Genomic DNA, 15,344 nt, shown 5'->3' on the forward strand with positions numbered 1-15,344 from the left:
ATGTATGTCAACTGAAAAACATATTTTACACTATGAAACTTCCGCACCAAAAGACAAGCCGGCAACGGATGATCCACTCGCTTTCGGGACAATTTTTACTGATCACATGTTTGTGATGGATTATACAGATGGAACTGGATGGCATGATCCTCGTATTGAGCCGTACAAGCCGTTTCTTCTGGATCCGGCCGCTATCGTGTTACATTATGGACAAACTGTTTTCGAAGGATTGAAAGCCTATTTAAATGAAGACAAGGAAGTAGTTTTATTCCGTCCAGACGAAAACATGAAACGTTTGAATCGTTCAAATGATAGATTATGCATGCCGATGTTCGATGAAAAATTCGTATTAAGTGCGCTAAAAGAATTAATTTCTCTAGATAAAGACTGGATTCCGGATAGAGAGGGGACTTCCCTTTACGTGCGTCCTTTCATTTTCGCGACACAGCCTTATTTAGGTGTCGCCCCTTCTAAAACGTACCGACTCATGATCATTTTGTCTCCGGTAGGTCCGTATTATAAAGAAGGAGTCAATCCTGTCAAAATTGCAGTTGAATCACAGTATGTCCGTGCCGCAGTAGGTGGTACAGGCTCTGCGAAAACAGCCGGTAACTATGCAGGCGCAATGAAAGCTCAAGAAGTGGCGGAAGCGGAAGGGTATTCGCAAGTTCTATGGCTTGACGCAAAAGAACATTGCTATATCGAAGAAGTGGGAGCGATGAATGTATTCTTCAAAATCAATGGAGAAATTATTACCCCAAGCCTCAATGGTAGTATTTTGGAAGGCATCACCCGTAAGTCGGTGATCGAATTATTAATAGATTGGGATATTCCAATTACTGAACGTAAAGTTTCCATCGATGAAATTATGGAAGCTAACCGGGCAGGTACATTGGAAGAAGCATTCGGCACAGGGACGGCCGCTGTTATTTCTCCAATAGGTGAACTATTCTATGATGGCGAGAAATGCGAGATCAATCATAATGAAATCGGTGAGCTGTCATTGAAGTTATATGAGACGATCACAGGCATCCAAACAGGTAAAGTGGAAGATCCATATAACTGGGTCGTGCCGGTAGACTAATTTCCCTCATAAAACAGGTGGAATGGTTCGTGACAACTGCGTTGCTGTGAAGTACACTGTTAATAGTTTTGATTGAAGGGGAGTTTCCTGATGAACAAAAGTTTGATCGTTCTATTCCTGGCAGTACTGCTATTTACAGTGACAGGATGCGGAAAAACGTCTTCTGCCCCGTCGAGTGCGGAAGATTTATTGAAGAAAGCGGAACAAGCGATGAATGAATTGGAATCTGTCCATGCCAATATCGCGTACGACGAAAGTAGCGTCACATCCGATCCTGCAAAACGTACAAGTAAAAACGTACAAGTTCAGGCGGATATTGAACAGAATCCACTGAAGGTTTCAGAGGAAGTCGTCTGGAAAATTCCAAAACAAGGCGCGAAAAATATTCAGCTATTCCGCCAAGGTAACCAATTGGCTATGCAAGAGACATTCGAAGAAGAAAAGAGCGAATGGCAAAAGCTGACAGAAGAGCAACGCGCGGAATTACTTGGCGTGTGGGTGCCGTTCGTCTCTCCTGTCATGGAATTGTCGCTGTTAGAACCTTTCGTGCATGATGCAGAAATAGAAAAGATTGATTACGGTTATGCCATACAGTTTTCTTTATCACCTGCTGATTATCGTCAATTGATGGAAGTGGTTTCAGTGAATAGTCCACACCCAGAAAAGTTTGTTCATACACATGGTGGATTTCCAGTAGTGGAGAAGCTAGATGTAGAGCTGACGGTAAATGAAAAGACGATGTTTGTGACGGGCATGAAGATGTCAGCAAATGTCACGAGTTATTTTGGACGGGATTATATCCGTTATAAACAGAAGCTTGATGCAAAGTATAGTTATTTTAATGATATCGATGCGATTTCCACACCGAAAGATGCGGAGATGTTCGAGTAATAGGAAAAAATCCACGCTGACCTACTACAGGTTGGCGTGGATTTTTTGGATATCTAGCTAAATTCTAACGTGGATTCTTTTTCCCTTTGAATGATTGAAGCCGTTGGTGAATGGCGGCCATTCTTGTTTCTTCACCTGCTTCTACAGGGGTGTAGAACTTAGAGTGTACTAGGCTGTCAGGCAAGTATTGTTGGTCTGTCCAACCGCCGAATGTGCCAACGGGTGTTGCGTGTGGGTAGACGTAGCCCCCATGACCGAGCGCAGCGGATCCGCTGTAGTGTGTGTCACGTAAATGCATCGGGATTTCGCCAGTTGGCTTTTCGTGCAATGTTTTGGTGGCCGCATCGATCGCTTTATAAGCGGAGTTTGATTTGGAAGCCAGACACATCTCGATAATGGCCGTGGCAAGTGGAATACGTGCCTCTGGCATACCGAGACGCTGTGCGGCATCCGTGGCCGCGAGAACACGGCTTCCGACATCTGGCGCTGCCAGTCCAATATCTTCATAACTCATGACGAGCATGCGTCTTGTAACTGCAGTTAAATCGCCAATTTCAAGTAATTGGGCCAAATAATAAAGCGCCGCATCGACATCACTTCCGCGGACACTTTTTTGTAAAGCGGATAATAAATTAAAATGATGCGAGCCTTTTTTATCACCTAGTAAACTAATCCTAGTTAATAATTGAGTGAGCAATGCATCTTCTACAATAATCTTGCCGTCCTCTTCATCACTTGCAGCAAGTAATGATTCGAGGAACGTTAAAGCTTTTCGCGCATCCCCATTGACGCCTTCTGAAATTTTCTCTAGTTGCTCTGTAGTGATTTCGATCGTTTCCTTACCAAGTCCTTTTTTCTCGTCTTTCAACGTGCGCTCGAGTAATTCCAGTAAATCTTTTGGTTGCAATCGTTTCAATTGGACGATTTCCCCACAACGTGAACGAATAGCGGGATTGACGTCGTGAAACGGATTTTCCGTTGTTGCGCCGATCAAGACGATCGAACCGCTTTCTACATGAGGAAGCAGCGTATCCTGTTGCAATTTATTGAAACGATGGATTTCATCTAAAAATAGCAATACTTTACCTGTCATCCGCGCTTCTTTCACTACATCTTCTACATCTTTCTTGCCTGCCACAGTAGCATTTAGCGCAATGAAAGGTAGTTTTGACGTACCCGCAATTGCGTATGCTAGAGACGTTTTTCCGATACCTGGTTCACCATATAATAAAAGAGACGGGACATGCCCGTTCTTGATCATCCGATATAAGGGAGTATTATTGCCGATGACGTGGTCTTGTCCGATCACTTCATCAATCGTCTCGGGCCGCATGCGAAAGGCCAAAGGTTCATTATGCATGTACATCCTCCTAGCGTACGTTTGTTCCTTCATTATACTGTAAAACATTAGTGAAGTCATTTGCAAGAACCAGTGATACAATTATGCTATACTGATTTCAGCAATTTTAGTAAAGGACGATGCCCAATGAAAATATCCACTAAAGGACGATACGGACTTACAGTAATAGTAGAATTAGGACGAAAATATGGAGAGGGTCCTGTACCTTTGCGTAAAATCGCAGAAGAGCAAAATCTCTCTGAAGCATATCTGGAACAACTCATCCCACCTCTACGCAACAGCGGAATGGTGAAGAGTGTTCGCGGGGCCTACGGTGGCTATAAACTCGCAAAAGATCCTTCTGAAATTATGGCAGGAGACGTAATCCGTTTGCTTGAAGGGCCAATCCAATTAGTCGAAGGACTTGATGACGATGATATCCCGCAACGCGAACTATGGAAACGAATCGGAGACGCCATCCGAGGGGTATTAGATCATACGACGATCAAAGATTTAATTGAATTTGAAGATACGTCCACTGCTGATGAATACATGTTCTATATTTAAAGGAGTTTAGTGATGAAACCAGCTATATATTTAGATTATGCCGCTACGACACCGATGCATCCAGCTGTACTGGAGCGATTCACCACTGCGCTGCAAGATACATATGGTAATCCTTCAAGTACGCATCAATTTGGTCGACACGCAAAAAAAGTGCTGGAAGATGCCCGCAAAACGCTAGCATCCTCGATCAATGCGTCACCTAATGAAATCATTGTTACTTCTGGAGGGACAGAAGCGGATAACTTGGCGATTTTTGGGTACGTACAGTCGTTGAAAACAGAAGGCAAACACATTATTACAACGGAAATCGAACATCATGCGGTGTTAAACCCGTGTAAACAACTGGAGTCACAAGGCTATAAAGTGACATATCTTTCACCTGACAAGCATGGGGTCATTACAGCAGAACAAGTTCAAGCTGCGTTAACGGATGAAACTATTTTAGTATCCATCATGTACGGAAACAATGAAGTTGGAACAATCCAACCGATTGCAGAAATCGGCCGGTTGCTCTCTACACATCAGTCCGTATTCCACACAGACGCTGTGCAAGCTTACGGTAGTTGTTCACTTGACGTTGAAGAACTGCAAGTCGATTTACTGTCAGTTTCGGCGCATAAACTGAATGGTCCTAAAGGAATCGGCTTCCTTTATCAGAGAAATGGCAAGTTACTGTCGAGCCAAGTACTCGGAGGTTCACAAGAGAAACAGCGACGTGCTGGTACTGAAAATGTGCCAGCAATAGTTGCGTTTGCAGAAGCGGTCTCTATTGCCGAGCAATCCAAACAAGAAAAGCAAACAGCCTATTTTTCGTATAAACAAAAAATGGCGGAAGTCTTTGAAAAACATCAAATCGATTTCCTGCCTACCATTCCCGATGCAGTAGCATCTTTACCGCATATTTATCATGTATCGTTTCCCGGCACCGATGTGGAGACATTTTTGATGAGTTTAGATTTAGAAGGGGTAGCCGTATCTAGTGGTTCTGCTTGTACGGCAGGATCATTTGAACCGTCACATGTCGTAACGGCCATGGTTGGTACAGAATCAGATAAAGCTAGAAACTCGATTCGCATCAGTTTCGGCTATGACTTGGATGAATCTATTATAGAAGAAGCAGCCAATCGAATTGCGAATGTAGTCAAACGACTAGTGAAATGAATTAAGTAAAGGATGAACAATATGACAACAAAAAAAGCACCTGCTGATACACGTGTAGTCATTGGAATGTCAGGCGGAGTGGACTCTTCGGTTGCGGCATTACTCTTAAAACAGCAAGGCTATGAAGTGATCGGAATCTTTATGAAAAACTGGGATGACACGGACGAATCCGGACATTGTACTGCGACAGAAGACTTTGAAGACGTACGCTGCGTATGTGATCAGATCGGCATCCCTTATTACTCAGTTAATTTTGAAAAACAATATTGGGATAAAGTATTTACGTATTTCTTGGATGAATACAAAAAAGGTCGCACACCGAATCCAGATGTAATGTGTAATAAAGAAATCAAATTCAAAGCATTCCTCGAGCACGCCAAAAGTCTAGGTGCCGATTATTTGGCGACTGGACATTATGCGCAAGTCGTAGAACGTGAAAATGGTGTAGCGATGCTCCGTGGTGTAGACAATAATAAAGATCAAACGTATTTCTTGAATCAATTGACACAAGAACAACTTCAGCAAGTGATGTTCCCTCTAGGTCATATGGAGAAAAGCGAAGTTCGAGAAGTCGCGGAACAAGCGGGACTGGCAACAGCGAAGAAAAAAGATTCAACAGGGATCTGTTTCATCGGTGAGCGCAATTTCAAAGAATTCCTTGGGGAGTACTTACCTGCGCGTCCAGGCGAGATGCAGACGATGGCCGGAGTGAAGATGGGCAAGCATGACGGACTCATGTACCACACAATTGGGCAACGTCATGGTCTAGGAATTGGTGGAGCTGGTGAACCTTGGTTTGCCGTCGGTAAAGACTTGGAGCGCAATGTGTTGCTAGTTGAACAAGGCTTCTATCATGACACACTGTTCTCAACGAGTTTACAAGCAACGGATATGAATATTTGTTCACCGAAAGAATTACCGGAAACGTTCACTTGTACAGCTAAATTCCGTTATCGTCAGCCCGACACTAAAGTAACTGTGCAGTTAACTGGTGACGAAGCAATTGTGACGTTTGATGAACCTGTTCGTGCAGTTACGCCAGGACAAGCTGTCGTGCTGTATGACGGTGATGAGTGCCTAGGTGGCGGAACAATCAATGAAGTATTTAAAGACGGCAAGAAACTGACATACGTAGGATAAGGAGGCAACAGCATGTCGATTCATCAAGATGCGATTAAAGAAATGCAAGAAGGCAATTATGAGAAAGCAATTGAGCTTTTCATGAAAGCAGTAGAAGAAAACCCGGAAGAGCCTACAGGGTATATTAATATTGGAAATATTTTTGCGTCACTTGGAGATGCTGAGCAGGCGGAACCATTTTTCCAAAAAGCGTTGACGCTTGACGAAAGTGCAGGAACGGCATTTTACGGACTGGCAAATCTGTATTACAATCAAGAACGCTTTGAAGAAGCAGCAAAATTATATGAAAAAGCGATCCAAACAGGATTGGACTCTGCCGATGCATATTTCATGCTCGGTAAAAGTATGGAACAAGCAGGTAATGACCGTTTAGCTTTACCATATTTGCAGCGTGCCGTTGAATTAAATTCTGACGATCAGGAAATTGCATTGTCCTATGGAATTTTACTAGCGAAACTCGAGCTATTTAAAGAGGCGAAGCCTGTATTTGAATCGATCTTGGCGGTAGTTCCGGATCATGCGGATAGCCATTATAATTTGGGTGTTTTATATGCAGTATCAACGGAAGACAAAGCAAGTGCACTGTCACACTTAGAACAAGCATTCACTGCAGAACCTGACCATACACAAGCACGCTATTTATTCGATATGATCAAGCTTGGAGAACAAGGCGAGTAATACATCAGCTAAAAAAGGAGGGAGCCCTAGCGATGAGTGAAACAGCACCATATATAATCGGCAGACCGGTCGTGACGATTTTTCATAATACGACGAATCTATTTTCCATAGTCAAGCTAAAAGTCACTTCCACCAATACCGATTACCGCGACAGTGAAATAGTGATCAAAGGGTCATTCCCTCCTTTAGTTGCGGAAGAAGATTACAAATTTACGGGTCGACTAGTCAACCATCCGGTACATGGACAGCAGTTCGATGTGCAGACGTTCTCGAAAGAGTTACCTGCGACAGAAGCGGGTCTGATTCATTACTTATCCGGTGATTTGTTTCCTGGAATAGGGAAGAAAACAGCGACTGATATTGTCAAGACACTCGGCAATAACGTCATCCAGAAAGTTCTCGAAGACCGCAGCGTACTGGACCAAATCCCGCGTTTGAGTGACGAACGAAAAGATACGCTTGTTTCGGTCTTGCAGGAGAATCTAGGTCTTGAGCGTACAATGGTGCAACTGAATGAATGGGGCTTCGGTCCACAAGTGGCTATGCGAATATATCAAGCCTATCAAGATGACGCCATCACGATTCTGACGGAAAATCCATACCGTTTAATCAAGGAAATCGAAGGAATCGGCTTTCAACGTGCAGATGATCTGGCAAAGCAACTCGGGCTCGTAGGAGATCATCCCGCGCGTATTAAGGCAGCTGTTTATTACAGCGTACATAATGAAGTACAGTCAGCAGGGCATGTCTACGTGGAGTCAGAGGTGATCTTGCCGCAAGCAAAACAGTTACTTGAATCAAGTCAGGCACATATCATCTCGTACGAATCGATCACGCAAGCAGTGATTGAACTCGTCGAAGAAGGCACACTGTCTGCCGAAATGCAGCGTCTCTACTTGCCCTCTCTTTATTTTTCAGAAATCGGTATTGCCGCTAAAGTGAATAAAATTCTCGAAAATGAAGTCGCCGAACAATTTCCTGCTTCTGAAATTAGAAAAGCTATTGGTGAAATTGAGGAACGTTTGGAAGTGCAATATGCCGAAACACAAGTCGAGGCCATTGAACGTGCTCTTCATTCTTCATTGCTTGTGTTAACAGGTGGACCAGGAACAGGGAAAACAACCGTGATTAGAGGCTTAGTTGAGGCGTATGCAGAACTGCACGGCATTTCACTCGACCTTGAAGAATATGCACGTAAAAAAGAGCCGTTCCCGATTATTTTGGCAGCACCTACCGGGCGCGCAGCGAAGCGAATGTCCGAATCGACTGGACTACCCGCCATGACGATTCATCGTCTACTCGGATTTACAGGTCAGGAAACCGAAGAAGAGACGGAACGCGAAGTGGATGGCAATCTCATTATCATTGATGAAACATCCATGGTAGATACTTGGCTCATGCATCAGCTGTTAAAAGCTGTCCGCAACGACGCACAGTTGTTATTCGTTGGAGACCAAGATCAACTACCTTCCGTTGGACCCGGACAAGTGTTGCATGACTTCATGCAGTCGGGAAAAATCCCAGTTGTTGAACTGACCGATATTTTCCGACAAAGTGAAGGCTCAACAATCATTGAAATGGCACATATGATCAAGCAAAAAGAATGGACGATGGATGTCACGAAGAAGACGTCTGATCGCTCATTTATTAAAGCATCGAGTGATCAAATTTTGCCTGTGGTTAAACAAATTGTTCAAAATGCAACATCAAAAGGACATTCCATTAAAGACATCCAAGTGCTGGCTCCGATGTATAAAGGTCCAGCAGGCATAGATGGCTTGAATAAAATGATTCAAGAAGTGACGAATCCTCCTGCAGAAGGAAGAAAAGAAATGGTCTTCGGTGAAACGATATATCGCATTGGAGATAAAGTGCTGCAACTCGTCAATCAACCGGAGAGCAATGTCTTTAACGGGGATATGGGAGAAGTTGTTGCGATCATGTTAGCGAAAGAAACTACTGACAAAAAAGCGATCATGGTGGTTTCGTATGATGGCAATGAAGTGCAGTATGAACGAAGCGATTTGAATCAGTTGACACTGGCGTATTGTTGTTCTATCCATAAATCCCAAGGTAGTGAATTTCCGATTGTCGTCATGCCAATCGTCAGAAGTCAGCGGAAAATGTTGCGTCGTAATCTACTGTACACAGGGATTACACGAGCGAAGAACTTCTTAATACTGTGCGGTGAAGCGGAAGAATTTAAAGCGGGGATTGCACGCACTGACGAAACAGAGCGACAGACGACGCTACAAGAACGCATAACGGGAGAAACACAAGAAGTTCAGACAACACAACTTGAGGAAACTATTACGCGCAATACAGCACCTGCAAAAGTGGCGGTTGAACCACGAGATACGTCTCCGGCAAAGTTAACGATGGACAATTTTACTGGAATTGATCCGCTCGTTGGCATGAACAACGTGTCACCATTCGACTTTCTTGAAGTGACTGATTGACAAAGCGAAAGAACTTTCCTATAATTCGTTTAGAAATAATGAAAAACGTTGAAGGAACAAGTACCTGTTTATTCTGTGTCATAGAAAAGAGCTTCTTGGCTGAAAAAGCTCTCTCAGATTTACAGCGAACGCTATTCCGAAGTTGCAGGCTAATCCCTGCCGTCTTGCCGCGTTAAGGCAACTCGAGATACCGCGTCATGCGGTAATTAGGGTGGTACCGCGATCAATAAAACCTTCGCCCCTTTATACAAGGGGTGGAGTTTTTTTAATTTTAGGAGGAGCAAAACGATGAGAAAACTTACGGCATCTGAAATTCGCCAAATGTTTTTAGACTATTTTAAAGAGCACGGGCATACTGTAGAACCATCAGCTGCATTAGTGCCGGTTGATGACGCATCACTACTATGGATCAACAGTGGAGTCGCTACATTGAAGAAATATTTTGATGGACGAGTGATTCCTGAAAACCCGCGGATTGCGAATGCACAAAAATCGATCCGCACAAACGATATTGAAAATGTCGGCTATACAGCGCGTCACCATACGTTCTTTGAAATGCTCGGCAACTTTTCTATTGGTGATTATTTCAAAGAAGAAGCCATTATTCGTGCGTGGGATTTCCTGACAAATGAACAATGGATTGGTTTTGATCCACAACGCTTGTCAATTACGATCCATCCGGAAGATGAAGAGGCGTACGCAATCTGGAAAGATCAGATCGGTATTCCGGAAGAGCGTATCATTCGTCTTGAAGGAAACTTCTGGGATATCGGTGAAGGTCCAAGTGGTCCGAACTCCGAAATCTTCTACGATCGTGGACCAACTTACGGTGACGATTTCTCAGATCCTGAATTATATCCAGGTGGAGAAAACGAACGCTATTTGGAAATTTGGAACTTAGTATTCTCTGAGTTCAATCATAATCCTGATCACACGTACACACCGCTACCGAAGAAAAACATCGATACAGGAATGGGTCTTGAGCGCATGGCATCCGTTATCCAGGACGTGCCTACGAACTTCGATACAGACTTGTTCTTACCGATCATTGAAGCAGTTGAAAATGTATCAGGAAGAAAATACGGTGAAACTACGCAAGCAGACACGGCGTTTAAAGTAATTTCGGATCACATCCGCACGGTAGCATTCGCTATTGGAGACGGAGCACTTCCTTCCAATGAAGGCCGGGGCTATGTTCTACGCCGTCTATTAAGAAGAGCAGTTCGTTTCGCGAAGCAATTAGGCATTGATAAGCCGTTTATGTACATGCTGGTGCCAATTGTTGGAGATATCATGAAAGACTTCTACCCTGAAGTTCATGACAAACAGGCATTCATTATGAAAGTTGTGAAAAACGAGGAAGATCGTTTCCACGAAACATTGCATGACGGTATGTCGATTCTAACGACCATCATTGAAAAGGCAAAAGCTTCAGGCTTGCCAATCGTTTCAGGCAGTGACGCGTTCAAGCTCTATGACACATACGGCTTCCCGTTTGAACTGACAGAGGAATTTGCTCTTGAAGAAAACGTGGCAGTCGATCGTATCGGGTTTGACGAAGAAATGGCTGCACAACGAAACCGTGCACGTGCTGCGCGTGCTACATCCGACTCCATGCATGTTCAATCGGGTGTTCTTGGTGAAATTCATGAAGCAAGTGAATTCATTGGGTATGGTCAACTAGAAACAACTGCAATTGTTAATGTCCTTGTTCAAGACGGTCAACGTATCGCGCATGCATCTGAAGGAGAAACCGTACAACTTATGTTGGATCAGACTCCGTTCTATGCAGAAAGTGGCGGTCAAGTAGCGGATAAAGGAACGATCTCCAATGAATCGTTCACAGCGGAAGTTCGCGACGTCAAAAAAGCACCTAATGGACAGAACTTGCATACGGTCTTCATCAGTTCAGGTGAATTGAATGAAGGCGTATCAGTTAGCGCAAAAGTGGACGAGTTCTCACGCAATTTGACAGTTAAAAATCACACAGCTACACACTTGTTGCACCGCGCGTTGAAAGATGTTCTTGGTGAACATGTCAATCAAGCAGGTTCATATGTTGGACCGGATCGTCTTCGCTTTGACTTCTCTCATTTTGGACAAGTTACAAAAGAAGAGCTCGAGCGTATCGAATTCCAGGTCAATGAACAAATTTGGGCAGGCACTCCTGTCAATACGATCATTTCACCCATTGCAGAAGCAAAAGAAATGGGTGCGATGGCATTGTTCGGTGAAAAATACGGCGATATCGTTCGCGTCGTCAAAGTTGGTGGCTACTCTGTCGAGCTTTGTGGAGGTTGTCACGTTCGCAACACGTCTGATATCAACGTATTCAAAATCGTTTCAGAAGGCGGCATCGGAGCGGGCACACGACGTATTGAGGCCTTCACGGGTGGACAAGCATTCCGTTCATTTAAAGAAGATCAAGCAATCATCGATGAAATAGCAGCAACTGCAAAAGCGACTCCGAAAACAGTCGTGACGAAAGTCGAATCGATTCTCGCTGACTTTAAAGAACTTCAACGCGAAAATGAATCACTGCAAGCGAAGATGGGCAACAGCCAATTGGCAAGTGTCATGGAAACGGCTCAGCAGATCGAAGACGTTACAGTCATTTCTGCAAATGTAGAAGTGAAAGACAATAACGGTTTACGTCAATTGATTGATGAAATGAAACAAAAAACTTCCAAAGGCGTCATTGTACTTGGTACAGTAACGGATGGGAAAGTAATGCTGGCGGCTGGTGTTACCGATGACTTAAAAGGTGGCAACTACCACGCAGGTAAAATCGTCAACCATGTTGCGTCACTTTGTGGCGGAAAAGGCGGTGGACGTCCTGACATGGCGATGGCAGGAGCGAAAGATGCATCAAAACTTGATGATGCGCTTCAATCCGTGTATGATTATGTAAAATCTGTTTAACCATTATGTAGAGCGATGAATCATAAAATATAGATACATGTAACTAGTTAATTTTCATTTGGATGCCTAAAGTATATGCCCAGATGTAAGAGCCAGACTAGAAGCGAATATGAACGGTGGTTGATCCACCAATCTATGTAATATGTATATCATGACGGTAGATCGTTATAGACATAAATGGAAATCGGAAAGCGGGGTGTCGAGTATGAATTCGTCCGATGAAACGATGAAGTTTAACTTTCCTGAAGAGTCAATGGAGGAAGAAGTCAAAACAGTCATGCTCCACGTTTACAAATCATTAGAAGAAAAAGGTTACAACCCAATTAACCAGATGGTCGGCTATTTATTATCAGGAGATCCAGCCTACATTCCACGACACGAAGACGCACGCAGTCTGATCCGGAAACTGGAGCGAGACGAAATTCTAGAAGAATTAGTTAAGTTCTATATCCGAGAAAACAGAGGGAAGACAGAATGAGAATTATGGGATTGGATGTTGGCACGAAAACCGTAGGCATCGCGATCAGCGATAGTCTCGGTTGGACAGCCCAAGGAATAGAAACGATCAAAATTGATGAAGCGGTAGGTTCTTTCGGGATGAAACGAGTCAAACAGCTGACAGAAGAATACGAAGTGACGGAGTTTGTCGTCGGGTACCCTAAGAATATGAATAATACGATTGGTCCCCGTGGAGAAGCTTCCGAACAGTACGCAGAGAAATTACGCGAAAAGTTCGGTTTACCTGTCGTATTATGGGATGAGCGATTAACTACTATGGCTGCTGAACGCGTTTTGATTGAAGCGGATGTCAGCCGTAAAAAACGTAAATCGGTCATAGATAAAATGGCAGCTGTCATGATTTTACAAGGCTATTTGGATTCACAAAAAAACTAGAGGTGATTAAACAATGGAACACGGACAAGAAACAATGACAATCGTAGATGAGAACGGCGAAGAGCACGTATGTGAGGTAATTTTAACATTTGATTCAAAAGAATATGAAAGATCATATGTGCTTTACCATATTTTAGATGGCGAAGAGAGAGACGATGACGAGGAAGTTGAAATCCACGCATCTGCATTTATTCCGACTGAAGAAGGACAAGATGGCGGATCACTTCTTGAAATCGAATCTGATGAAGAATGGGATATGATCGAAGAAGTATTGAACACATTCCTTGAAGAAGAAGAGTAAGCGATAATATCATGTGACGGGCGGAATGGTGCTGACCGTTCCGTCTTTTTTAATGAAGTTATCTATAGCGGAAGAAGAGGTGAGGCTTGTGGCAAAAGAGCCCCAGAGAAAAAAAGATGTCATGTTTGAACGTATGTTAGAACAGAAGGAAGAAGTGAGAACCGTTAGAAAAATAGTGTTTTGGATTGTGGCGGTCGTGTTGGTTGTAGGGATAGTAGGAGGTTTTTCGGTCTATACATACATAAAAAGTGCGTTAGAGCCTGTTGATCCGGACTCGGAAAAAATTATAGAAGTAGAAATTCCGATCGGTTCAGGTTTGGATATGATTTCGGAAAAACTACAAGAGTCGGGTATTATCAAAAATGCGCGGATTTTCAAATACTATGCAAAAGTAAACAATGAAGCAGACTTTCAGGCTGGAACGTATGGATTAACGCAGTCTATGACACCAGATGAACTGATTAAGAGCCTGAAAACAGGTGTAGTCTATCGCACACCGGCATTTACACTTACGATTCCGGAAGGGTTAACGATAGATCAGATTGCAGAAAGAACAAGCGAAAAGACGACGATTACGAAAGAACAGTTTATGGAGTACGTGACGAATGAACAAGTCATTCAAGAATATATAGCCAAGTATCCAGAAGTCATAACAAAAGAAATTCTTAATGAGAATATACGTTATGCACTAGAAGGTTATTTATTCCCTGCTACTTATCCATTCTTTGAAGAAAAACCTACAGTTAAAGAAGTGGTCGATACGATGGTGGATGCCACTGTGCAAAACGTCATACCGTATAAAGCGTATTGGGCAGAGAAAGACAAAAATCGTTCAGTTCATAAAATGCTGACATTTGCTTCCCTGTTAGAAAAAGAAGCAACTGGCCAATCGGATCGCGAAACGATTGCGAGCGTCTTCAATAACCGTATTGAACAAGAAATGCCATTACAGACAGATCCAACCGTTTTATATGCACTAGGGGAACATAAAGCCCGCGTCATGAATGAGGATTTGAAAGTGGAAAATGTCTATAATACGTACAAGAATAAAGGATTACCGCCAGGTCCCATTGCGAATGCTGGAACTGCTTCTCTCCAGGCAACAGTAGAACCATCCAATACTGGATACTTGTTCTTCCTGGCAGATAAAGATGGCGTTAATCACTTTGCTAAAACATATGAAGAACATTTGAAAAACAAAGCAAAGTATATCGACAGCCAACATAAATAATACGTCGTAAAGGGGAAGTAAATATGACGGACTACAATACGTACATTAGCCGCTTTGTAGAAGAAAAAGAGCCGCTCATCGTGGAGATGGAGCACTACGCTGCAGAGCATCGTGTGCCCATCATGGACGATACAGGCTTGTATACGTTGATCGGGCTACTGCAAATTCAGCAGCCGAAACGTATTCTTGAAATAGGAAGCGCAATTGGCTATTCAGCTATTCGATTAGCGAAAGCTTTTCCTGAAGCCGTCATTTATACAGTCGAGCGTGACGCAGAACGGTATGAGAAAGCAGTCGAATATATTGAGCGCAGTGGACTACAAGAGCGTATTAGTATCATTCATGATGACGCACTCGAGTTAGACGAAACCAAGTTACCACAAGAACCATTTGATACACTGTTCATCGATGCAGCCAAAGGGCAATATCGAAAGTTTTTCGACAAATATAGCCCGCTTGTCGGTTCTTCAGGTGTAATCTATTGTGATAATATGTTTATGCATGGTATGGTGCTGTTGGAAGATGCAGACATACCAAAACGCAACCGGACAATGATCCGAAACTTGCAACAATTCACGAGCTGGGCGATGCAGAATGTTCACTATGAAACGTCCCTTGTACCAATAGGTGACGGCATTTTAATAGCTGTGAAAAAGTACTAAACAGTAGGCTACAAA

14 protein-coding genes and 1 other annotated feature are annotated in these 15,344 nt (G+C 43.3%); of the genes, 13 read left to right on the forward strand and 1 reads right to left on the reverse strand.

Features of this window, described 5'->3' with window-relative positions; all coding sequences use genetic code 11:
• Window positions 1-4: 4 nt before the first annotated feature.
• Both CSV80_RS00150 and CSV80_RS00155 read left to right on the forward strand, forming a co-directional pair.
• Window positions 5-1,084 carry a branched-chain amino acid aminotransferase gene (locus CSV80_RS00150; RefSeq protein ID WP_099669095.1) on the forward strand — a complete coding sequence of 360 codons (1,080 nt, stop codon included), beginning with the start codon at window positions 5-7 and terminating at the stop codon, window positions 1,082-1,084.
• Window positions 1,085-1,174: 90 nt separating this feature from the next.
• Window positions 1,175-1,975, forward strand: a complete 801-nt coding sequence (locus CSV80_RS00155; protein ID WP_099669096.1) for a DUF6612 family protein — start codon at window positions 1,175-1,177, stop codon at window positions 1,973-1,975.
• Window positions 1,976-2,039: 64 nt separating this feature from the next.
• Here the strand turns inward: CSV80_RS00155 and CSV80_RS00160 are convergent, their stop codons facing one another.
• On the reverse strand, window positions 2,040-3,335 hold the full coding sequence (locus tag CSV80_RS00160) for a replication-associated recombination protein A (protein ID WP_099669097.1): 1,296 nt from the start codon (window positions 3,333-3,335) through the stop codon (window positions 2,040-2,042).
• A 126-nt stretch (window positions 3,336-3,461) separates the two neighbouring features.
• Here CSV80_RS00160 and cymR point away from each other — a divergent pair, with 126 nt between their 5' ends.
• The 11 genes from cymR (at window position 3,462) to CSV80_RS00215 (ending at window position 15,329) form a co-directional block, all read left to right on the forward strand.
• Window positions 3,462-3,881, forward strand: a complete 420-nt coding sequence (cymR, locus tag CSV80_RS00165) for a cysteine metabolism transcriptional regulator CymR (RefSeq protein WP_029054640.1) — start codon at window positions 3,462-3,464, stop codon at window positions 3,879-3,881.
• A gap of 12 nt (window positions 3,882-3,893) precedes the next feature.
• Window positions 3,894-5,042: a cysteine desulfurase family protein gene (locus CSV80_RS00170; RefSeq protein ID WP_099669098.1), complete on the forward strand. Its 1,149-nt coding sequence runs from the start codon at window positions 3,894-3,896 to the stop codon at window positions 5,040-5,042.
• Between the two features lie 21 nt (window positions 5,043-5,063).
• Entirely contained in the window at window positions 5,064-6,182 is a 1,119-nt protein-coding gene (gene mnmA / locus CSV80_RS00175; RefSeq protein WP_099669099.1) for a tRNA 2-thiouridine(34) synthase MnmA, read from the forward strand.
• A gap of 12 nt (window positions 6,183-6,194) precedes the next feature.
• Window positions 6,195-6,860, forward strand: coding sequence for a tetratricopeptide repeat protein (locus CSV80_RS00180; protein WP_099669100.1), 666 nt, complete (start codon window positions 6,195-6,197; stop codon window positions 6,858-6,860).
• A gap of 32 nt (window positions 6,861-6,892) precedes the next feature.
• The gene (recD2, locus tag CSV80_RS00185) at window positions 6,893-9,319 is read left to right on the forward strand and encodes an SF1B family DNA helicase RecD2 (protein WP_099669101.1); all 2,427 of its coding nucleotides are present in this window, start codon (window positions 6,893-6,895) and stop codon (window positions 9,317-9,319) included.
• 39 nt (window positions 9,320-9,358) lie between these two features.
• Window positions 9,359-9,565 (forward strand) — a binding site (T-box leader).
• A gap of 42 nt (window positions 9,566-9,607) precedes the next feature.
• Window positions 9,608-12,241 carry an alanine--tRNA ligase gene (gene alaS, locus CSV80_RS00190; RefSeq protein ID WP_099669102.1) on the forward strand — a complete coding sequence of 878 codons (2,634 nt, stop codon included), beginning with the start codon at window positions 9,608-9,610 and terminating at the stop codon, window positions 12,239-12,241.
• Window positions 12,242-12,446: 205 nt separating this feature from the next.
• Window positions 12,447-12,719 carry an IreB family regulatory phosphoprotein gene (locus CSV80_RS00195; protein WP_029054646.1) on the forward strand — a complete coding sequence of 91 codons (273 nt, stop codon included), beginning with the start codon at window positions 12,447-12,449 and terminating at the stop codon, window positions 12,717-12,719.
• Window positions 12,716-13,135, forward strand: a complete 420-nt coding sequence (gene ruvX / locus CSV80_RS00200; protein ID WP_099669103.1) for a Holliday junction resolvase RuvX — start codon at window positions 12,716-12,718, stop codon at window positions 13,133-13,135. The genes CSV80_RS00195 and ruvX overlap by 4 nt, the downstream gene beginning before the upstream one ends.
• 13 nt (window positions 13,136-13,148) lie before the next feature.
• Window positions 13,149-13,436: a DUF1292 domain-containing protein gene (locus tag CSV80_RS00205; RefSeq protein WP_029054648.1), complete on the forward strand. Its 288-nt coding sequence runs from the start codon at window positions 13,149-13,151 to the stop codon at window positions 13,434-13,436.
• A gap of 52 nt (window positions 13,437-13,488) precedes the next feature.
• Entirely contained in the window at window positions 13,489-14,667 is a 1,179-nt protein-coding gene (mltG, locus tag CSV80_RS00210) for an endolytic transglycosylase MltG (RefSeq protein WP_099669297.1), read from the forward strand.
• A 23-nt stretch (window positions 14,668-14,690) separates the two neighbouring features.
• Window positions 14,691-15,329, forward strand: a complete 639-nt coding sequence (locus CSV80_RS00215) for an O-methyltransferase (protein ID WP_099669104.1) — start codon at window positions 14,691-14,693, stop codon at window positions 15,327-15,329.
• Window positions 15,330-15,344 lie beyond the last annotated feature (15 nt).

The organism is Sporosarcina sp. P12(2017) (assembly GCF_002743035.1).
Lineage (GTDB): Bacteria > Bacillota > Bacilli > Bacillales_A > Planococcaceae > Sporosarcina > Sporosarcina ureae.